Genomic DNA, 20,480 nt, shown 5'->3' on the forward strand with positions numbered 1-20,480 from the left:
GACCGTTTCACGCAGGCGTTATACGCTTTTTTTACCTGCTTTCGGGAGCGAATAGCCACCGTGAATGTGCTGATGTTCACCAACACCTATGCACCCATTGTGGGCGGGGTGAGCGAATCCGTGCAGCGTCTCAAGTCCCAGCTCCAGGACGCCGGCCATGCTGTGCTGGTGGTGGCACCTCGGCTTGAGGGACAGCCGGACAACGAGCCAGATGTGGTCAGGGTGGCGGCGGTCCAGCAGTTCAATGGCAGTGACTTTTCCCTCCCCGTACCGATTCCCGGGCAATTGTTCGATGCTATCGAGTCCTTCGAGCCAGACATCGTGCATTCCCATCATCCTTTCCTGCTGGGGGATACCGCGGCTCGAGCAGCGGAAACGTACGGACTGCCTTTGGTGTTCACCCACCACACACTGTATGAACACTACACCCACTATGTGCCCGGGCATTCGCCCCGGATGCAGCGCTTCGCCATCGCCCTGGCGACCCAGTACACCTGGCTGTGTGACGAGGTCATCGCGCCGAGCGAGAGCATCAAGGCGCTGTTGGCGGAACGTGCCGGCAATCCGCAGACCACGGTGGTACCAAGCGGTGTCGATACCCGTCGGTTTGCCGGTGGCCAGCGTGACCGTTGGCGTAAGCACTTCGGTATCGGTGACGATGCGCTGGTGTTGGGACATCTTGGTCGCCTTGCCAAGGAGAAGAATCTGGCCTTCCTGGCCCGTGCTGTGTGCCTGGCTTTGACGGCCCGAACGGACGCCTGGTGGCTGGTGGTGGGTGACGGCAATGCGCGGCAGGTGGTCGAGAGCATCGCCCAGGAACAGGGGGTGTTGGATCGCGTCTGCTTTACCGGGTGCCTGCATGGTCAGGAGCTGATCGATGCCTACCATGGGATGGATGTGTTTGCCTTTGCTTCGTTTAGCGAGACGCAAGGCATGGTCGTCGCCGAGGCGATGGCGGCGGGCTTGCCGGTGGTGGCCCTGGACGCGCCAGGCGTGCGCGAGGTGGTGCGTGACGGTGCCAACGGCCGCCTGCTGCAGAGCGAGGACGAGAGTGCCTTTGCCGAGGCGCTGCTGGAGTGCGGTGAGCCCGAGTGCTGGCAGGACCGGCATCAGGCCGCGCTGACAACCGCAAAAGACTACGATGAGTCGCGCTGTGCCGAGCGTTGCCTGCGCGTCTATCGCCTGGCCATCGCCCATGGCGGCCCCTTTACACACGCAGACGACGGCGGCTGGGAGCGGGTGCGCAGCCGTCTTGGCGCTGAATGGCAGATGCTGTGCTACCGAGGACGAGTCCTGCGTCACGTGGTGCAAGACGAATGGCGGGAAGAGCGTCCTTCCTGGTGGCCTGGGCACCACCATGGTGAACCGAAGACACCGGCTCGCCGAGAAGAGTCGTAGGCGTACCCTGGCCTAAGACATGTCGAAGGCTTGCTGTCGTCAGTATGCCGTTGCGGTGCGTCGCTTGGCGGTTGTTCCCTCTCCCTGGCTGGTGCACGATAGTGTCATGACAATGCAGCAGGATGGCATGAATGCCTGGCGTGGAGGTGGCAGGGTGTCCAAGGCAAGCGAACCAGGGGAAATGACGTCTCTCGACGTCGACTTGACCATCGAATTGCCGGTGCGCTTCGTGCACGAGCTGTCTGCTGCCGAGTCTTTGCAGGACGTGCTGGACACGGTGGCCAGGTGGTCGCATACCGTGTTTGGCGCCAATCGGGCGTCCATCACCCTGGCCAAGTCCGAGACCGAACTGGCATTGATTGCCATGCAGGGTAACAACGCCATTCCCGTAGACGCTCCCATGCCCATCGAAGGGACGATGGTGGGGCGGGTCTATCGCACCCGTCAGGCGGAGTACGCCGCCAGCTTCGAAGGTAGCAGCGATCTGGATTGCCAGATGCTGCGTAGCAAGGGACTAAGGTGTTGTCTCGATGTGCCGATGATCAGCAGCGGTCGCTGCATGGGCACCATGAATATTGCCCATGAGACGCCTGACGCCTTCAGCGACCTCGATCGGCAGCGCCTGCAGGCCATGGCGCACTGGGTGGCGGCCAGCATTCGTATTCATCACCAGATGGAAGAAATGGCGCTGCTGTCCGGTACCGACCCCCTGACCGGGGTATGCAACAGACGGGCCTTCGCCACCCGCTTTGGTGCACTGACCAAGCGCTGGCAGTGCCATAGCGCGGCTCTGGGAATCGCGCTCATCGATCTCGATCACTTCAAGTCCATCAACGACACTTACGGCCATGACGTGGGTGACCAGGTTCTGGTCGCCGTGGCGAAAGCGCTCACGTCCAGCTTTCGCAAGTCTGACCTGATCGCGCGAATGGGAGGCGAGGAATTTTGCGTGGTCATGGCCGATGTGGACAAGCCGGCGCTGATGGTGGCGCTGGAGCGTTTCAACCAGGCGCTGGCCAGTCTCGATGTGTCGGCCGCAGGAGCGCCGATTGCGGTCACGGCCAGTATTGGCGCCCTGTTGATCGATCAGGGGCACGAGGACCTGAGCCAGCTGGTCAGCCATGCCGACAAGGCCATGTACCGTGCCAAGACCGGCGGGCGTAATCGTATTGAGTTTGTTCACCTTAAGGAAAGTGCCACCTAGGGCTTGTACGAAAAGTGCCTGCGCTTGGTGATACGGCGTTAAAAATCGGGTCAAAATGCTCATTTACACCTCGTAAACTGCGCTTTCTCACCGATTTTTGCCTTGTCTAACCTTCGCTCGTCGACTTTTCGGACAAAGCCTCGCCCGCACCTGGGGGGCGCTCACTTCACGCCCCGCACTTCAAGCCCCGCTCTCGAGACGCGCTGTTCAAGAGAGGGCTTACCGCGTTATCTCGCTCCGGGAGCGTTTGCGCCGGTCCGCCCAGCGCTTGAGCGCCATCAGCACGGCAACGCCGATGGCCAGTCCCATCACGGAGTAGATCACCTCGCTGCGGCTGTCTGCCGTTACCAGCTCACCCAGCTGGCTGCCCAGCAGGGTAACGCCGGCAAGCCCAGGGGCGATCCCGATGACGGAGCCGATCAGGTAATCCCTGAAACGCAGGTGAAAGGCACCGGCCAGCATATTGGTCAGGGTGAAGGGGGCCAATGGCAGCAGATTGACGATGGTCATGGTGCGTATGCCGCGGCCGGAAAGGTAGCGCGATACGCCGTGGAGTCGCTTGCCGCCATAGCGCAGCAGTGCGTCCCGACCGAGTTGCCGGCCGACCCACCAGGTCAGGCATGACGCGGCCAAGGTGCCAATCAGGGCATAACCAAACCCCCACCAGGGCCCGAACAGCAGGCCCGTGGCCGCTACCAGCAGGCTGAGCGGGAACATCACCAACGACAGGCCGGCGTAGACGCTGGCCACCACCACCATCGCCCATGGGCTATCGCGCCATGCCGCGGCGCCCTGGGCCAGCGTCAACAAGGTGTCGACCGTCAGCAGGTCATGCATCGCCAGCCATTGCCAGGTCAGACCGCAGGCGAGGACAAGCGTCAGCGCCAGAGTAGGGAGAAGCCAGCGACGGGTCATGACGAGCGAGCCTGTGAGTCGGATGGCGGAGCGTCAAGGGCAGCGGTGGGTAGGTGCCATTGATGCGGCTGCTGCTTGAAGTAGCGACTGAGCAGTTCGTACAGGCCGGGATAGGCCTGCGATAGGAGGTCGGGTGCGCTGAAGAAGGTCTCGCAGCAGACCGCGAAACACTCTCCAGGGTGAGTGGCCGCGTAGTCATCGATAGGCGTCGGCTCGCCGCTGGCAACACGTTCCTGAAGATCGCTCCAGACCGCGGAGAATTCGCGATGCCACTGCGCCGAGGCAATGGTCACAGGAAGCGGGGGGAAGCCGTCGACGTCCTGAGAGTTGCCCATGTCGAGCTTATGGGCGAACTCGTGGATGACCACGTTGAAGCCCTCCAGACCACCGCTCTCCAGCAGGTCGGGCAGGGCAATGACCACAGGCCCCTGATAGAACGTCTCGCCGGCACGCTCGTCCTCGTAGACGTGCATCACGCCGGCCTCGTCCATCTCTTCGACCTGGCGACGAAAGGCGTCGGGCAACACCAGTACTTCGTGCACGTTGGCGAAGGCGTCCTGGTGCTCGTGCTCGCTCCAGCCGAGCGTCAGCAGGCAGGCCTGGGCCGCCAGGGCCAGGCGTTCCTCGCTATCCAGTGCCGCAGGGTCCAGGTCCGGGTGCAGGCTCAGACGCTTGTCGTGAAGAAACCGCCAGGCGCGCTGCCCCAGGCGCTGGGCCGACGCCTCGGGCACCCGGGCCAGCAAGGGCAGCCGCGCTCGCGCGGCTGCCCAGGTGTCGGCGGGAAAGGGATGACGGGCATCGAAACGCGCCGCTCGCCATCGCCTGAGGCGGGACAACATCAGCTGTCGTCCTGATCCCTGGCGCCGGACTTCCAGGACCAGTCGCGCAGACGCAGGTCAAACAGGTCCTTGCGGCGGTCCTTGAGGTTGGTCACCGAGCCCTCGGCGCGGACCACGGTCAAACGCGACAGGTCGAGATCCGAGAACATGATCATTTCCGTGTTGGGGGTGGTCTCTGCCATGACCGCATCGTGGGGAAAGGCAAAGTCTGACGGTGAAAACACCGATGACTGGGCGTACTGGATATCCAGGTTCTCGATGGACGGCACGTTACCCACGCTGCCACAGAGAACGACATAGCACTCGTTCTCGATGGCGCGAGCCTGGGCACAATGGCGCACCCGCAGGTAGCCATTCTTGGTATCGGTCCAGAACGGTACGAACAGCATGTCCATGTCTTGATCCGCGAGCAGTCGGCCCAGCTCCGGGAATTCCACGTCGTAGCAGATCAGGATGCCGATGCGCCCGGCATCGGTCTGGAACACGCAGAGGTCGTCGCCGCCCTCAATGACCCAATCACGCCGCTCTTGCGGGGTGATGTGCAGTTTTGCCTGGCGCTCTACGCTGCCGTCACGATGGCACAGGTACGCCACATTGTAGAGGCGACCCTCGGGGCCTTCCTCGATCATCGACCCTGCGATGATGTTGATGTTGTAGGCGACCGCCATGCGCGACATTTCGGTCTTGAAGCGCTCGGTGAATCCGGCCAGGAAGCGAATGGCCGCCATCTGGTCCTGCTGTGCGGCGCGATCCTGCAGCCCCATCAGCGGGGCGTTGAACAATTCGGGAAAGACGGCAAAGTCGCTCTGGTAGTCTGACAGCGCATCGACAAAGTACTCGACCTGCTGCAGTACCGCCTCGACCGATGCAAATTCGCGCATCTGCCACTGCACCGCGCCAACCCGAACCTGGGTGGGACGACTTTCCAGCATGCGCTCGGCCGGCTCGAAGAGGATGTTGTTCCACTCGAGCAGGGTCGCATATCCCTGGGACTTCTCGTCCTCGGGCAAGTACTTGCGCAGCAGTCGCTTGACCTGGAAATCGTTGGACAGCTGAAACGACAAAATGGGGTCGTGCAGCTCCTTGCGCGATACCTTGTCGATGTACTCACTGGGAGACATCTGCTCGGCAACCCGGTGATACTCTGGGATGCGGCCCCCGGCCAGGATGGCCTTGAGGTTGAGCTGGCGACAGACTTCCTTGCGCGCTTCGTACAGGCGTCGGCCCAGGCGATAGCCGCGGTAGGCGGGGTCGATCAGTACATCGATGCCGTACATGGCATCGCCATCCTTGTCGTTCTGGATGGTCTCGCGCTTACCGATGAGATCGTCGTAGCGATGAGGGTTGGAGAACTCTTCGTAGTCCACCAGGGCGGTCAATGCAACGCCCACCAGGCGGCCATCGTCCTCGATGACGATCTGGCCGTCAGGAAATTCTGCCACCAGCTTGTCGATGGTGTTCCTGGGCCAGGCTCCGCCAATATCGTGATAGACCTTGTCCATCAGCCCCTTGAGCTGGGGATAGTCGTCGCAGGTCAGGTTGCGGAGATTCAGCTGTAGATCATCGAGGGACATGCAACGTTCCTCCGGAAATGAGTCGCTAAGGCTAACATGCCGCTTGCGGCAGGTGGAAAAGCCGGGAATAGGTGGGGATCAGCGTTGGTTGACAGGAAAACGCGGTAAAAAGGTGCTGTACAAGATCACTCACATAAGACCGTCGGGCTAGCAGCAGCGGCACAAGAGCATCGCTGGAAAAGCATCTGTACAGCAGCCACGAGCCCTGTATCAACGACCCATGTAAGCTGTTCCGCTACACAGTGGCGGTAGTGTCAGGACTTCGAAAAACAGGTGGTAACGAGTATACCTTAGGCACGTCTGTGACGTGAGCCAGCGCCTGTCCCATCGTCAGGGTGGCAGGAGACACCATACACGCAAGACAACTAAGGCAACCGATAGCCCCAGGACATAAAAAGGCCCCGCCCAATGAGGGGCGGAGCCTGACGAGTCACTTTGCGGGCAGGTGCAGCGGCGCGTGCCGCAGTGCTAGAGGTCTCAGACCTCGTTTTCCGGCTTGTTGGCTGAGTCGACGCCGCTATCCTCAACCAGCTTGCCCTCGTCGAGAGCGGACGGGTTATCGCTGTCAGAGGCCTTGTCAGAAGGCATGTGGCTGGAATCGACTCCACCATCCTTGACGATTTCGCCACCGGGGATGGCGCCATCGGCATGGTCGGCCATGGACGGGTCGTTGGCCGAATCGACTCCGCTGTTGTCCGGCGTGACCTCCTCCTGCTGCATATCACCCTGGGCGTGCGCATGGTCGTCGCCGTGGTGGTCTGCCAGTGCGGCGCCGGAGGCGAGTCCAAGCAGTCCAGCAAGGGCCAGGCGCTTGAGCAACGTGGTTGAGAAAGTGTTCATTGCAGTACCTCCAGATGTTCACTGGTCATGGTCTGTACAGGGTCAGTCGATGCCTGTGCGCTGGCTCATCAGTGAGAGCGCATACGTCTCAGTTCAGGGCAAAGAAGGTCGCTGTGGGTGGGGGCTAACAACCAAGAAACGTTAGCCGGACGAGGGCGTGGGAGGCGTGAACCCTTCCTTGGGCTCGGGTGGCATCCTTTTCACTGTCCGGCGCGAGCCGATCCTTGTGCTCAATGTGGGCATCCAAGCCCATCAGTTCCGTCCTGGAACTGTCGGCAGCCTTCCTGGCAGCCGTGGTGATCTAGCCTGGGCCCTTCCATGGGCCCGTCAATCTTCCGTGTCGCTGTCGGGCGTGAGCGAATCCGTCTGCTCGTCGTGGAGCTTCCTGCTCCTGCGGTTCCATCCTGGAACCACTGGCGGCCTTCCTGGCGCCGCGGTGATCTAGCCTGGGCCCTTCCTTGGGCCCGTCAATCTTCCGTGTCGCTGTCGGGCGTGAGCGAATCCGTCTGCTCGTCGCAGAGCTTCCTGCTCCTGCGGTTCCGTCCTGGAACCACTGGCGGCCTTCCTGGCCGCCGACCCGCGGCATATCCGTGCCGCTAGTGCCGTCCTTTGGCAGGGCGCGTTTATTCGGTTTCGTTGGCAGAGTCGACGCCGCTGTCTTCTGCCAGGTCTCCGGTCGGTTGGGTCTGATTCATGCCGTCGTCAGCACCTTCGGTGCTATTGGCAGAGTCGACGCCACCGTCCTCGACAATCGGCTCATCAGTGTTCATGGCATCGCTGCCATGCTGGCCGCTTGTATCGTGCTGCTCCGTGACGTTGTTGGAAGAGTCGACGCCACTTTCCTGTGCATCGCTTTCCTCGTGATGGTTTGCCAGGGCCATGCTGGAAAACAACGCCATGGCGCTCATCAGTGCTGCTGCCTTGACGATATGTTTCATGGTGAACCTCTCGTCGCTGGTGGGTGCAGTGGACCGCCGGCGTCCTGTGCTCAGCGGTTGTACTAAAGCTATACAACCTGATCTAAAAATGCAAATAAGCCTGATAACTAAGTCTAAGTATTGTTCACTGTTATGGCGACAACGGCGGGCATGTCCCCTAGGCAACAGGGCTTTTGAGGCCGATGGGGCGACGCAAGGTCTGCGCCAGGAGAACCCCGGAAAGCACTAGCGAGCCACCGCTAAGGTGGTGCCACGAAAGAGTTTCACTAAGGAAGGACATGGCGATAAGGGCGCTGAATAGCGGCATCAGGTTGATGAATATGCTGGCTCTGCTGGCGCCAATTTGTCGAATGGCCAGCATCCACAGGTAGGTGGTGACGATGGACGCAGGGATGCCTGCGTACAGGATCAGTCCTATATTTTTTGAATCAATGGGGGTCATGGGTCCCATCAGATAAAAAGGCAACAGCGCGATCACCGCGAACAGCGCCTGGCCGTAGAGCATGACCCAGGGGGAGATGGGGAGCGGCCAACGCTTGAGCATGACGCCATACAGCGCGTAGCAGATAGCGGCCACCACCATCAGGGCATCGCCTGGAGCGACCTCCAGCGCTGCCAGGGTAGCGAGTCGGCCTTGGCTCAAGAGCCAGAGCACCCCGATCAATGCCAGCAGGCCGCCGATGCATCCACCCCAGGTAGGCGCCTCTCGCAGCACCAGCGCACTGAGCAGAATGGTCAGCAGCGGCACCATGGCGGCTAGAATGCCCATGTTGGTGGCACTGGTGGTGGCCGCTGCCACGTAGGCAAGGCCCTGCCAGAGTGCCATGCCAAGCAGACCGAGCAGCGCGAGCCTTGGCCAATGCTGGATGACCTGCCGTCGCTCTGACCACAGACGTGGCCAGACAAAGGGGGTCATCACGAGTACGGCCAGCACCCAGCGTAGAAAGGCGATGCTGCTGGGAGAGATGGTGCCTACAGTCAGCTGGTTGATGGTCATGTTGCCGGACCAGATCAGCACGGCACCCAGCGGCGCGAGAAAGGGCAGAAGTGGCATGGGACCTTCCGTGTCAGCACTTCGGTGAGTCACAAGCACCACCGCCGCCAGAAGCGGCGGCGGTGGTGGATCCAGCTGTCGGGGACGGCGTGTTACGCGATGGCAGCGGCGCCAGCCTTGGCCACCTGGATGTCCTGATCGGGCTTGACCCCGGAGATGCCCACGGCGCCTGCCACCTGGCCATCGATCATGACGGGGACACCGCCTGACATCAGGCCCTGCATGGGCGCCGACAGGAAGGCATTGCGGCCACCGTTGATCATGTCCTCGAAAATCTGGGTGTCCTTGCGGCCGATGGCGGCGGAGCGTGCCTTGGCCATGGCAACGTCAGCGCTGAAGGGCGCTGCGCCATCGAGGCGGCGTAGGCCCAGCGGATAACCGCCGTCGTCGCTGACCACGATGGTGACGGCGAAGCCGTTGGCGTCGGCTTCCTGTTGAGCGGCATCAAGAATGGCATTGACCTGAGACTGGTCGAGGTAAGACTTGGTCGGCATGGTGGCTCCTGTTGTTACAGTTAGTTCAAAATGTGGAAAATATTTTCGTTTTCAGTCTAGGCGCTCTGGGACTGTCTGACCAGCGCCTTGTCGACGATCTCGATCCAGTGGCTCTCGCGCTAGCCCAGCGCCTCATCGACGATCTCGACCCAGTGGCGCACCGGGGTGCGGTTGGTGGAGGCAAGATGGGTCTGGCACCCAATGTTCGCCGTGACGACCACATCCGGCTTGCCTTCCTCCAGCGCGTCCATCTTGTTGTCGCGCAACTGGCGCGACAGTTCGGGCTGGGTGATCGAGTAGGTCCCGGCGGAGCCGCAGCAAAGGTGGCCATCTCGCACCGGTGTCAGGGTGAAGCCCATCCTGGTCAGTACCGTTTCCACCGCGCCGTTGAGCTTCTGGGCATGCTGCAGGGTGCAGGGGCAATGGAAGGCCAGGCGCTGGTCGGCGCGCACGTCGAGAGTGGTCAGGTCTTCCTGTCCCAGCACCTCGACCAGGTCCTTGGCGGCCTCGCTGACCCGACGTGCCTTCTCGGCATAGTCAGGGTCGTCGGCGAGCACTTCGACATATTCCTTGACGAAGGCGCCGCAGCCGCTGGCGGTCTGGATGATGGCCTCGCAACCGGCGTCAAGGTGAGGCAGCCAGGCGTCGATATTGCGTCTGGCTCGCTCGCGTCCGGCTTCCTGGGCGTTCAGGTGAAAGTCGATGGCGCCGCAGCAGCCTGCCTCCGGTGCCGGGGTCAGCGCGATGCCTAGCCGGTCCAGCACGCGGGCAGTTGCGGCATTGGTATTGGGGGACAGGCCCGGCTGAACGCAGCCTTCCAGGATCAGCATCTGCCGCTCATGTCGCCGGATGGGGCGGACGCCTGCATCGACCGGACGAGGCGGCATCTTGCTCTTGAGCGCGCCCGGGACCAGTGGCTTGAAGGTCTGGCCCAGCGACAGCAGCGCCTTGAAGCGAGCAGGCTCGACCAATGCCTTGCGCAGACCGAAGCGCAACGCCTTGTCGGCGGTGGAGCGCGGCACCCGGCGTTCGATCTCGGCGCGGCCGATATCCAGAAGCTTGTGGTACTCGACGCCTGACGGACAGGTCGTCTCGCAGTTGCGGCAGGTCAGGCAACGGTCCAGGTGAAGCCGCGTCTCTTCGGTGATGCGCTGGTCGTCAGCTGGGCTCTCGAGCATCTCCTTCATCAGGTAGATACGCCCGCGAGGGCCATCGCGCTCATCGCCGAGCAATTGGTAGGTGGGGCAGGTCGCGTTGCAGAAGCCGCAGTGTACGCAGCTTCTCAGTACCCTGTCCGCCTCACGCAGGTGAGGCTTCTCGAGATCTTGTTCGGTGAAATGCGTCTGCATGTTGTTATCCGCTAGTCGTGGTCAAGGCTTGCAGCGTCACTGCAGTCTTGCGGTGAAACGGGCCGCCTGTGGCAATCGCTTGGCGCGCCAGGGGCGCATTACCAGTCCGGATACAGCCGACGCGGATTGAAGATGGCGTCGGGATCGAGTTGGCGCTTTACCTGCTCGTGGTACTTGGCGACCACTGGGGAGAGCGGGGTAAAGGGCTCGGCAGCGCCCGGCGTGAAACAGCTGGCATGCCCTCCGGCGCGCTGGACAACGGCGCGTAGTTCATGGGCATCGACCGCGCCTTTCAGCCAGCGTTGGTTGCCGCCCCAGTCGAGCAGCAGGGTATCCGGGGCAACCCCGTCGAGCGTGAGCATGGCGCTGTTGGTCGGCAGACTGATCCGCCATAGCGGCGCGTCCGAGGCCGTAAAAAAGGGCAGTGACAGCTCCTTGAGTTCGCTCCAGAAGCCTGGCTCCAGCGTGTCGCCACCGATCATGCTGGCGGTCGCCTTCACCGAACTCTCACCGCCCTCCAGGCGCACGTGCAGGGCACCAGCGTGCCAGGCGGCTGCACTCAGCGGCAGTGGCTTGCGGCCCCACTCTGCCAGGCGCTGCAGCGCATCTTGCTGGCTCATCTCAAGACGCAGGCTGGCGCTGGCGGTGGCCTTCGGCAGCACCTTGAGCGTCACTTCGGTAATCAGCCCCAACGTGCCCTGGGCGCCGACCATCAGGCGTGACAGGTCGTAGCCGGCCACGTTCTTCATGACTTCACCGCCGAAGCGCTGCTCACGCCCCTGGTGGTCGAGCACCCGCAGGCCCAGCACAAAATCGCGCACCGAGCCTGCCCAGGGACGGCGTGGGCCGGACAGCCCGGTGGCGATGGTGCCACCCACGGTGGCGTTGCTGCCGAAGTGAGGTGGCTCGAAGGGCAGCATCTGGCCCTGGTCGGCAAGTGCATCTTCCAGTTCGGCGATCGGGGTGCCGGCGCGCACCGAGACAATCAGTTCGACCGGATCGTAGCTGGTGATGCCACGGTGTTCGCGGGTGGATACCGGCGTACCTTCCACGGGGCGGCCATAGAAGGACTTGGTGCCGCCACCTTCGATACGGATGGGGTGAGCGCTGCTGGCCGCTGCAACGGCCTCGGACAGGGCGGGAAGGCCGTCGGCAGCAGAACAGAAAACATCGTTGTTGGACATGCGGGTACCTGCATTCCGGCAAAAGAAAAACAAACATCCGTGCAGTCGCGCTATACGGCGATGACCGGTTCACGAGAACCGAGGCAACTCTGGATGCGGCAGCATGGCTAGAACCGAGGCAGCTCTGGATGCGGTAGCATGGCTAGAACCTGGGCAGCTGTGGATGCGGTAGCTCGTTGTTGTGCACGTGCATCGCTCTGAACCTTGATCGGGCACAGCGGGCCAGCGCCGTGACGGTCGTGTAGCTGTCATGGCTAGAACCTGGGCAGCTCTGGATGCGGCAGCTCGTTATTGTGCACGTGCATCGCTCCGAACTCGGCACAACGCGCCAGGGTCGGGATGTTCTTGCCAGGGTTGAGCAGACCGTCGGGGTCGAAGGCTGCCTTGACCGCATGGAAGGTAGAGATTTCCAGGCTGTCGAACTGGGCGCACATCTGGTTGATCTTCTCGCGGCCTACCCCATGCTCGCCGGTGATCGATCCGCCCGCTTCCACGCATAGCTCAAGAATCTTGCCGCCCAGTGCCTCGGCGGTGGCCAGCTCTCCTTCACGATTGGCGTCGAACAGAATCAGCGGATGCATATTGCCGTCGCCGGCATGAAACACGTTGGCCACCTTCAGGCCATATTGCTGCGACAGGTCGCTGATGCCCTTGAGCACTCGCGGAAGCTCACGCCTGGGGATGGTGCCATCCATGCAGTAGTAGTCCGGCGACATGCGCCCGACGGCGGGAAACGCGTTCTTGCGACCTGCCCAGAACTTGGCTCGCTCGGTTTCGTCGCGGGCCAGCTGGACATCACTGGCACCCGCCTTGGCGAGAACACCGCGCACGGTCTCGATATCGTCGTCGACGTCGGCCTCGACGCCGTCGAGCTCGCATAGCAGGATCGCCTCGGCATCCACCGGGTAGCCGGCTCGGATGAAGTCCTCGGCGGCGCGTATGGCCAGGTTGTCCATCATCTCTAGGCCGCCAGGAATGATGCCGGCAGCGATGATATCGCCCACGGCGGCACCCGCCTTTTCGACGTCGTCGAAACTCGCCATCAGCACCTTGGCGGTTTCGGGTTTTGGCAGCAGCTTGACCGTGATTTCGGTGACCACGCCGAGCATGCCCTCGGAGCCCATCATCAGCGCCAGCAGGTCGAAGCCTGGGCTGTCGAGCGCCTCGGAACCGATCGTCATGCGCTCGCCTTCGATGGTCATCACCTCGAGCTTCAGCACATTGTGTACCGTGAGGCCGTACTTGAGGCAGTGCACGCCGCCCGCGTTCTCGGCGACATTGCCGCCAATGGAGCAGGCAATCTGGGAGGAGGGGTCCGGCGCGTAGTAAAGCCCAAAGGGCGAGGCCGCTTCCGAGATGGCCAGGTTGCGCACCCCCGGTTGCACACGCGCGACGCGAGCGTCGGCATCGATGTCGAGGATGCGGTTGAAGCGTGACATGACCAGCAGCACCCCTTGCTCCAGCGGCAGGGCGCCGCCGGACAGGCCTGTGCCTGCTCCCCGGGTCACCACCGGTACGCCGAGCGCGCGGCATTGCTTGAGCAGGGCCTCGACCTGGTCCAGGCGCTCGGGCAGGGCCACCAGCATGGGCAGGACGCGGTAAGCCGAAAGGCCGTCACATTCGAAGGGGCGCAGGTCTTCCTCACGGTGCAACAGGGTAAGATCAGGGGCAACGCGAGAAAGCTCCGCCAGGACTTCCTGCCTGTCGCGGCGCGGCAGGGCGCCGTCCAGGCGTTCGTCGTAGAGGATGTTCATGATGCTTGTTCGCCTCAGCTAGCACGGTCGTGCGTACTTGATGGTTATTGTCTGCACTACAATCTGCGTGCTATCGGTCCTGCTGTCCACCAGTTGGTTTGCTGGTCTGACCAGTTGTTGTAGCGCTGGCGCTTCTCTTCCGTCCATGATCAGATCGGCAAATGACTGACCGGCGGACGACACATGTGACAGAGGTGAGGGGCTACGCGGATATGTGGGACCGGGACGAGCGACTCGCGCCGAGCAACACCTCAGCGGCGATCGCCGCAAAACTTGAGACGCTGATTCTGGATGGTGTCTTTCGGCCAGGGCAGTTGTTGCCCTCTGAACGCCGCCTGTGCGAGCGGCTGGGGGTTGGGCGCTCGTCGTTGCGCGAGGCGCTGGGCACGCTGCGCAGCAAGGGCGTGATCGTGACCCGGCAGGGAAGGGGGTCCGAGGTCGCCCCGCTGGTGGAAGCCCCCCATGCCAGCCCCTTGATGCACCTGTTTCGCGAGCACCCCAGAACCCTGTATGACCTGCTTGAAGTGCGCGCCTTGCTGGAAGGGGAGTCGGCCAGTCTGGCCGCAAGTCGCGGGACCGCCTCGGACAGGGTGTTGATCACCCGGCGCTACCGGGAGATGGCGGACTACGTGAGCGGGACACAGGACATTGAAGTCGAGCGTCTGGCGCGCCTCGATCACGCCTTCCATCTGGCGATCTGTCAGGCGTCGCACAACCCAGTGCTGGCGCACACGCTGCAAAGCCTGACCGACCTGCTGCTGAGTTCAGTGTTTGCCTCGGTGAAGCACCTCTATCATCGGCCGGATGCACGAGACATGATCAATCGCCAGCACGCCCGTCTGCACCGGGCGGTGGTGGAAGGCAAGCCGCAGCTGGCGCGCCGAGTGGCGCTGGAGCATCTGTCTACCATCGGTGACATGCTGCGGGAGATCGAGGCAGAGGATCAGCGCCTGGAGCGCTCGGCCATGCGGCTGGAAGAGTGGTAAGGGAAACGCTGCATAAACTACTGCGCTCGACATCTCGGCTGCTGGCGGTGCTCAAGATCCTCATTTAACCGCATGCAAAGGAAACACTGCATAAATGCCTACGCCGCCGATTCGCTGCGTTACGCGCTGCTCGAACTCCTCACCTATACCCCATAGGCTCCGGGTTCTGCGCTGCGGGCGCCTGGCGCCTCATGCCGCTCGGCTGATTTATTCAGCGCTTCCTAAACTCCGGTCTTTGCGCTCCGGCAGCTACCGACCTGTCATCGCTCGAAACATTTATTCAGCGTTTCCTAAGTGCCGAGACGACGGCAGACACCTTTCCACGCCGTCCCGGAACCCCTATTCTTCGTCGATGATGCCGCTGACGGTTGCCACTTCCAGCTTGTGGCCCAGGTGGGCCCTGAGGATGTCGCCCAGGCGCTTGCCATCCCGTGCATCGATGGCTTCCAGCATGGCCTCGTGGTCGGCGACTGCCTTGGCCCAGTTGGCTTGTCCCATTTCGACGCTATAACGAATGCGTTTTACCCGCTGGCTCAAGTTGTTGTACATCTCGATAAGCACATCATTGTTCGATGCGGCCAGGATGCGCTCATGAATCTGCTGGTTGACCTCGAAGTAGGGGGCTAGCTCCCCGTTGCGGTAGTGATTCAACATGCGTTGATGCAGCGCGCGAATCTGCTCGACATCCTCATCACTGAGATGTTGGCAGGCCAGTTCGCCGGACAGTCCTTCAAGGGCACCCATGACGTCGTAGGTGTTCTTGACCCCCTGGCGAGTCAGCCTGACGACTCGTGAACCGCGATTGGGCAGGTTCTCGACCAACCCCTCCGACGTCAACACCTTGAGCGCTTCGCGCAGCGGGGTGCGTGATACGCCAAAACTCTCGCACAGCTCCTTTTCGGCAATCTTCTCGCCGGGAAGCAGACTGCCTTGCTCGATCAGGTCGCGTACCCGGTCGGCGACTTCCAGGTAGAGGCTGCGCGGCTGAATCTTTTCCATGTCTCGAGTCCCTGGATCAAAAGGTCGGTGAAGGGTGTCAGCAGGCGATAGCCGGTGGCGTGTGCTGGATGTCATGCAGGATACCGCAGTTGACGGCCACCGTTTTCGGTATTATGAATTCATTATTCAAAGAAAGCGAGTGCGACAGGTGCTGGCAGAGGTTCCATACAACACATGATGTGATGGAGGGATGATGGCTGGGAACGTATTTCTTGCACAGGTTCAGATTCCACGGCAGTTGGCGCGAGGCATTCTTGATGCAGCATTCGAACATGCCCGACAACAGCAAATGCCTCCGCTGACGGCGGTGGTGCTGGATGGCGGCGGCCAGCTGGTGGTCGGTGAGCGTGAAGACGGCTGTAGTCCGCTACGCTGGGCGGTGGCCAATGGCAAGGCCTATGCCGCCCTCGGGGTCGGCGTAGCCAGCGGTGTCACCGGAGAGCGTAACGCTCAACGGCCTGCCTTTCTCGCGTCCGTGGCGGATGCGGCACAGGGGCGCTTCGTGCCCGTGGCTGGCGGCGTACTGATACTCGATGAAGATCAGCGCATTGTCGGTGCCGTGGGCGTCAGCGGTGCATCGTCCGCTGAGGATCAGGCGGCGGCGATAGCGGGGATTCGCGCGCAAGGCTGGCTGGCAGGCCTGCAACCAGGAGACGACTCGGCATCCTGAGCGGGCTCGTCCCGGACAACCTGTCACAGTGGAATCACGGTGAAAGAGCCGCCTTCTGTGGAAGAAGCGCGCCCCTTTCCCGTGTTCCCGTCGATTCTTGGGTTCATCTTCCTTTTCTCTCTGTATCTGTCTTTTTTCCTGTTCCCCACTCTGCTTTTTGCTTCCCGTCTTATCCGCTTGTCTTTTTATCCGCTTGTCTTTTTCTCCACTTGTCTGCCGGCCTCTTCGGCTTGTCTCTTCGGCATCTTCCGCTTGGCGGCCGGCGCCATGGCACCCTTGGTCTAGCCTAAGAAATCTTTAAGTAATTGATATTAATTCTATTTTTCTTGATAAAGCCGAGTTAGGCAAAGACAAAAGTATAATACCTAATTTTGAATTATGTATCCATTCTTCCAGTGGTCCATCGAGAGTTTGCCCCGACTACGCCGGTTGAAGCAGGCGTGACAGGAGCACGCCAGCTCCCGATGCGCCATCCTCCAGGGCGTTATCCCGCGCCCTCCGCCAGACCATGCAGGACAACAACAATTCGGAGTGAGGGTTATGAAACTGCTGAAGACCGTACTGGCCGCTTCCGTGCTGGCGCTAGGCGTCGGCACCGCTCAGGCCGACGAAGTGCAGATCAAGTTTGGCCATGTGGGTGGGCCAGGTTCGCTGTTCGAGAAGACCGCCAACGAATTTGCCCGCCTGGCCAACGAGCGGCTGGAAGGCGAGGCCGAGGTGGTCACCTACGGCTCCAGCCAGCTGGGTTCCGACGAGCAGATGCTCAACAAGTTGAAGCTCGGCACCATCGATCTGTCGCTGCCGTCCTCGATCATGAGCAGCGTGGCGCCGGAATTCTCGCTGTTCGAGATGCCCTACCTGATCGAGGATCGGGAGCACCTCGCCCGCGTCCGCGACGAGGTGCTGCGTGATGTGCTCTACCCCGTGGCCGAAGACAAGCGCTACCGCATCATCGGCATCTGGGAGAACGGCTTCCGTCAGATCACCAACAACGTCCGCCCGATCGTGGTCCCCGAGGATCTCGATGGCATCAAGCTGCGTACCCCTAACGGTGTGTGGCGGGTCGAGATGTTCAAGAGCTACGGCGCATCGCCGGCGCCCATGGCGCTGTCCGAGGCCTTCGTTGCGCTGCAGACCGGCGCCATGGATGGTCAGGAAAACCCGCTGGTACAGATCTATTCCCAGCGCTTCCAAGAGGTTCAGGACTACCTGTCGCTGTCCAATCACGTCTATTCCCCGGCCTATGTGCTGGCCGGTGCCAGCTGGACCCGCCTGCCCGAGCATGTCCGTGAAGTGCTGATCGAGACCGCCGAAGAGGTCGAGGCCTTCGCACTGGAGCAGGGCGCCGCGCTGGACGAAAGCCTGGTCAGCACCATGGAAGAAGAAGGGATGGAGGTGAACGAGGTCGACACCGACGCCTTCGTCGAGGGCTCTCGTGGTATCTACGAGAAGTTCGCCGCCGAGGTGGAAGGGGGTGAGGAACTGTTGTCGCGGGTGGAAGCACTGCGCGAATAACGCCTGTCCACTGCGGCCTTGCCACCCTAGGTGAGGCCGCATCCACCTTCGGAGGGATGCTCTGTGCTTACCACCATTTCCGCGGCCTACCAGAAGCTTCTGGAGGTCATCGTCTTTCTCAATGTGCTGGCGCTGACCCTGGTGGTGACCATCGGGTTCGCGTCACGTCTGTTGGGCTCTCCTTTCAGCTGGTACGACGAGGTCGCCTCCATCGGACTGGCCTGGCTGACCTACTACGGCGCCGCCCTGGCCGCCCTCAAGGGCGCCCACATCGCCTGTCCCAGTGTGATCAACATGGTATCGCCATCCATTCGCCTGCCTATCGCGCTGCTCGCCGAGGCGATCACCATTGGCTTCTTCGTGCTGCTCGGCGTCACCGGTTTTCAGGTGGTACAGATCCTCGAGGGGTCCACGCTGGTGAGCCTGCCCAGCATCTCGGTGCAGTTTACCCAGTCGGTGATCCCGATCGGTGCCGCCATGTTCATTCTCGCCCAGCTGCTCAGGCTCCCCGACGTTATCCGGGCGGCCAAGGGAGCTGGCTTCGTCGATCACGAGCTCGAAGAGGCCGGTGTGCTGGCCGATGACGTGCGCAGCGATGATCCACCCGCCATGTCTGAAGGTCAGATGCCGAGGAGAACCCCATGATCATCGCGTCCATGTTCTTCGGCCTGATCGGGCTGATACTGATCAACGTGCCGGTGGCCATCGCCCTCGGTCTTGTCGGCGCCCTGGCCACCGTGGCCAGCTATGGCACCCTGGCCTTGCCCAACGTCGGCATGGTGATGTTCGACGGTGCCACCAAATTTCCGCTGATCGCGATTCCGCTGTTCATCCTGGCCGGCGCCATCATGAACGCCTCCAGCATCTCGCGCCGGTTGATCGATCTGGCGTCTGCCATGGTCGGCTTCATCAAGGGCGGTCTCGCCATGGTGACCATCGGCGCCTCGATCTTCTTTGCCGAGATCTCGGGCTCTGCCGTCGCCGGGGTCTCGGCGATCGGCTCGATCCTGATTCCGGCCATGCGCAAGAAGGGCTACTCCAAGGAGTTCGCCGCGGCCATCTCGTCCTCGGCGGCGAGTCTGGCGATCATCCTGCCGCCCTCGATCCCGATGATTCTCTACGCGGTCATGTCCGGCGAGTCGGTGGTCAAGATGTTTGTCGCCGGTATCTTCCCGGGCCTGCTCGGCGCCCTGGGGCTGGCGGCCATGTGCTACTACCTGGCGCGTCGTCACAACCTGCCGGCGGAGCAGAACTTCCAGGCATCGCGGCTGTGGAAGGCCTTCAAGGGCGCCATCTGGGCGCTGCTGATTCCGGTGATCATCCTCGGCGGAATCTTCGGCGGCATCGTCACCGCGACAGAAGGTGCCGCGCTGGCGGTGGTGGTGGCGATCTTCATCAGTGCGGTGATCTATCGCGAGTTCAGCCTCAAGATCTTCTACAAAGCCTGCCTCGACGCCGGTGTCCAGACGGCGGTGGTGATGCTGCTGGTGGCATCCTCGGCGGTGGTCGGTCTGTATCTCACCGAGACCCAGATTCCTCAGCAGCTGGCCAATTCCATCGCCGAGATGACCGACAACAAGTACGTGGTACTGGCGCTGCTGAACGTCATCTTCCTGGTGCTGGGGATCTTCCTGCACTCGGCGGCGGCGATCATCCTGGTGGTGCCCATCGTGCTGCCGCTGGTCACCGCGGTGGGCATCGACCCGCTGCACTTCGGCCTGATCGTGACGCTGAACCTGGCCATCGGCCAGCAGACGCCTCCGGTAGCCAGCGTGCTGATCGCTTCCTGCTCCATCGCCAAGGCCGATATCTGGGCGACTACCCGCACCAACCTGTGGTTCCTGGCGGTGCTGTTCGTGATCCTGCTGATCAACACCTACGTGCCCGCCGTGGCCCTGGCGCTGGTCAACCTGATCTACGGCGTGTGATCGCGACCACCTAAAGGAGAACAATGACATGAGCGACAACGATCAAGGCCAGGTGCACTACCACAGTGAAGACGGCGTCGCCTGGCTGACCTTCGATCGCACCGCCAGTCGCAACGCCATGACCTGGCAGATGTACGACCAGCTCGAGGCTCACTGCGAGACCATCGAGAACGACCCGGAGCTGGTCGCGGTGGTGATGCGCGGCGCCGGCGGCGAAGCCTTTGTCGCCGGCACCGATATCAAGCAGTTCGCCACCTTCGACAAGGGTGAGGATGCCATCGCCTACGAGCGTCGCATCGACCGAGTGGTCGGGCGGGTGGAGCACCTGCCGCTGCCGACGCTGGCGCTGCTGGAAGGCTTCTGTGTCGGCGGTGGCGCCGCCATCGCCCTGGCCTGTGATTTCCGCCTGGCCACGCCAACGCTCAAGTTCGGCATTCCCATCGCCAGGACCCTGGGCAACTGCCTGTCGATCACCAACGTCTCGCGGCTGGTCGAGCACGCCGGTATCGCCCGGGCCAAGCAGGTCCTGATGGCGGGTGAGCTGGTACGCGCCGAGGAGGCTCTGGCCCTGGGACTGGTAGGCGAGGTCGTCGACGCCGAGGCCATCGAGACGACGGTGGTCGAGCGCGCGCAGGCGTTCAAGGAGCGCGCTCCCTTGACCGTGCGGGCGGCCAAGGAGGTGATCCAGCGGGTGATCGAGGCGCGCCGCCCGGCCTTCGACGCCAGCGACGACTGGATCGCTACCTGCTACACCAGCCGCGACTTCAAGGCCGCGGTCGACAAGTTCGTCAACAAGACACCCTTCCGCTGGCAGGGTCACTAAGGCCCTGAGGCAAGGA

At 62.2% G+C, this 20,480-nt stretch carries 20 protein-coding genes; 9 read left to right on the forward strand and 11 right to left on the reverse strand.

The features are described from left to right. Positions 1-60 precede the first annotated feature (60 nt). Positions 61-1,398, forward strand: coding sequence for a glycosyltransferase (locus tag KUV41_RS06800; protein ID WP_222237170.1), 1,338 nt, complete (start codon positions 61-63; stop codon positions 1,396-1,398). 106 nt (positions 1,399-1,504) lie between these two features. Continuing rightward, entirely contained in the window at positions 1,505-2,602 is a 1,098-nt protein-coding gene (locus tag KUV41_RS06805) for a sensor domain-containing diguanylate cyclase (protein ID WP_206939910.1), read from the forward strand. Positions 2,603-2,821: 219 nt separating this feature from the next. Here KUV41_RS06805 and KUV41_RS06810 read toward each other — a convergent pair whose 3' ends face one another. The 10 genes from KUV41_RS06810 to glcD form a co-directional block, all read right to left on the reverse strand. Beyond that, a complete protein-coding gene (locus KUV41_RS06810; RefSeq protein ID WP_222485174.1) occupies positions 2,822-3,517 on the reverse strand; it encodes a TVP38/TMEM64 family protein in 696 nt (231 codons plus the stop codon). Next, on the reverse strand, positions 3,514-4,356 hold the full coding sequence (locus KUV41_RS06815; protein WP_222485176.1) for a zinc-dependent peptidase: 843 nt from the start codon (positions 4,354-4,356) through the stop codon (positions 3,514-3,516). The genes KUV41_RS06810 and KUV41_RS06815 overlap by 4 nt, the downstream gene beginning before the upstream one ends. Further along, on the reverse strand, positions 4,356-5,930 hold the full coding sequence (locus tag KUV41_RS06820; RefSeq protein ID WP_206939905.1) for a bifunctional GNAT family N-acetyltransferase/carbon-nitrogen hydrolase family protein: 1,575 nt from the start codon (positions 5,928-5,930) through the stop codon (positions 4,356-4,358). The genes KUV41_RS06815 and KUV41_RS06820 overlap by 1 nt, the downstream gene beginning before the upstream one ends. A 477-nt stretch (positions 5,931-6,407) precedes the next feature. Continuing rightward, positions 6,408-6,770: a hypothetical protein gene (locus tag KUV41_RS06825; RefSeq protein ID WP_206939904.1), complete on the reverse strand. Its 363-nt coding sequence runs from the start codon at positions 6,768-6,770 to the stop codon at positions 6,408-6,410. Positions 6,771-7,393: 623 nt separating this feature from the next. Beyond that, positions 7,394-7,708, reverse strand: coding sequence for a hypothetical protein (locus tag KUV41_RS06830; RefSeq protein WP_222485178.1), 315 nt, complete (start codon positions 7,706-7,708; stop codon positions 7,394-7,396). Between the two features lie 157 nt (positions 7,709-7,865). Further along, positions 7,866-8,762 (reverse strand): DMT family transporter, encoded by an 897-nt coding sequence (locus KUV41_RS06835; RefSeq protein WP_222485180.1) that lies wholly within the window; start codon positions 8,760-8,762, stop codon positions 7,866-7,868. Between the two features lie 92 nt (positions 8,763-8,854). Then, the gene (locus KUV41_RS06840; RefSeq protein ID WP_222485182.1) at positions 8,855-9,256 is read right to left on the reverse strand and encodes a heme-binding protein; all 402 of its coding nucleotides are present in this window, start codon (positions 9,254-9,256) and stop codon (positions 8,855-8,857) included. 119 nt (positions 9,257-9,375) lie between these two features. Beyond that, entirely contained in the window at positions 9,376-10,605 is a 1,230-nt protein-coding gene (glcF, locus tag KUV41_RS06845; RefSeq protein WP_222485184.1) for a glycolate oxidase subunit GlcF, read from the reverse strand. Positions 10,606-10,703: 98 nt separating this feature from the next. Next, complete coding sequence (glcE, locus tag KUV41_RS06850) at positions 10,704-11,789, reverse strand: glycolate oxidase subunit GlcE (RefSeq protein WP_222485186.1); 1,086 nt, start codon at positions 11,787-11,789, stop codon at positions 10,704-10,706. 254 nt (positions 11,790-12,043) lie between these two features. Beyond that, a complete protein-coding gene (glcD, locus tag KUV41_RS06855; RefSeq protein ID WP_222161711.1) occupies positions 12,044-13,543 on the reverse strand; it encodes a glycolate oxidase subunit GlcD in 1,500 nt (499 codons plus the stop codon). A 212-nt stretch (positions 13,544-13,755) separates the two neighbouring features. On the opposite strand from glcD, the gene glcC reads away from it, so the two are divergent. Then, positions 13,756-14,529 carry a transcriptional regulator GlcC gene (glcC, locus tag KUV41_RS06860; protein WP_206939891.1) on the forward strand — a complete coding sequence of 258 codons (774 nt, stop codon included), beginning with the start codon at positions 13,756-13,758 and terminating at the stop codon, positions 14,527-14,529. 339 nt (positions 14,530-14,868) lie between these two features. On the opposite strand, the gene KUV41_RS06865 is transcribed toward glcC, so the two are convergent. Beyond that, positions 14,869-15,528: a GntR family transcriptional regulator gene (locus KUV41_RS06865; protein ID WP_206939889.1), complete on the reverse strand. Its 660-nt coding sequence runs from the start codon at positions 15,526-15,528 to the stop codon at positions 14,869-14,871. 193 nt (positions 15,529-15,721) lie between these two features. On the opposite strand from KUV41_RS06865, the gene KUV41_RS06870 reads away from it, so the two are divergent. From KUV41_RS06870 to KUV41_RS06895, 6 genes are all read left to right on the forward strand, one after another. Next, a complete protein-coding gene (locus KUV41_RS06870) occupies positions 15,722-16,198 on the forward strand; it encodes a GlcG/HbpS family heme-binding protein (protein ID WP_222485195.1) in 477 nt (158 codons plus the stop codon). A gap of 39 nt (positions 16,199-16,237) precedes the next feature. Next, complete coding sequence (locus KUV41_RS06875; RefSeq protein WP_222485197.1) at positions 16,238-16,483, forward strand: hypothetical protein; 246 nt, start codon at positions 16,238-16,240, stop codon at positions 16,481-16,483. Positions 16,484-16,738: 255 nt separating this feature from the next. Then, complete coding sequence (locus tag KUV41_RS06880; protein ID WP_206939885.1) at positions 16,739-17,713, forward strand: TRAP transporter substrate-binding protein; 975 nt, start codon at positions 16,739-16,741, stop codon at positions 17,711-17,713. 63 nt (positions 17,714-17,776) lie between these two features. Next, positions 17,777-18,358: a TRAP transporter small permease gene (locus tag KUV41_RS06885; RefSeq protein WP_222485203.1), complete on the forward strand. Its 582-nt coding sequence runs from the start codon at positions 17,777-17,779 to the stop codon at positions 18,356-18,358. Continuing rightward, positions 18,355-19,641 (forward strand): TRAP transporter large permease, encoded by a 1,287-nt coding sequence (locus KUV41_RS06890; protein ID WP_206939881.1) that lies wholly within the window; start codon positions 18,355-18,357, stop codon positions 19,639-19,641. Before KUV41_RS06885 ends, KUV41_RS06890 begins: the two co-directional genes overlap by 4 nt. Positions 19,642-19,669: 28 nt before the next feature. Continuing rightward, complete coding sequence (locus KUV41_RS06895) at positions 19,670-20,464, forward strand: enoyl-CoA hydratase/isomerase family protein (RefSeq protein ID WP_222485205.1); 795 nt, start codon at positions 19,670-19,672, stop codon at positions 20,462-20,464. Positions 20,465-20,480 lie beyond the last annotated feature (16 nt).

The sequence above is a fragment of the Halomonas sp. DP8Y7-1 genome (assembly GCF_019801685.1).
Lineage (GTDB): Bacteria > Pseudomonadota > Gammaproteobacteria > Pseudomonadales > Halomonadaceae > Halomonas > Halomonas litopenaei_A.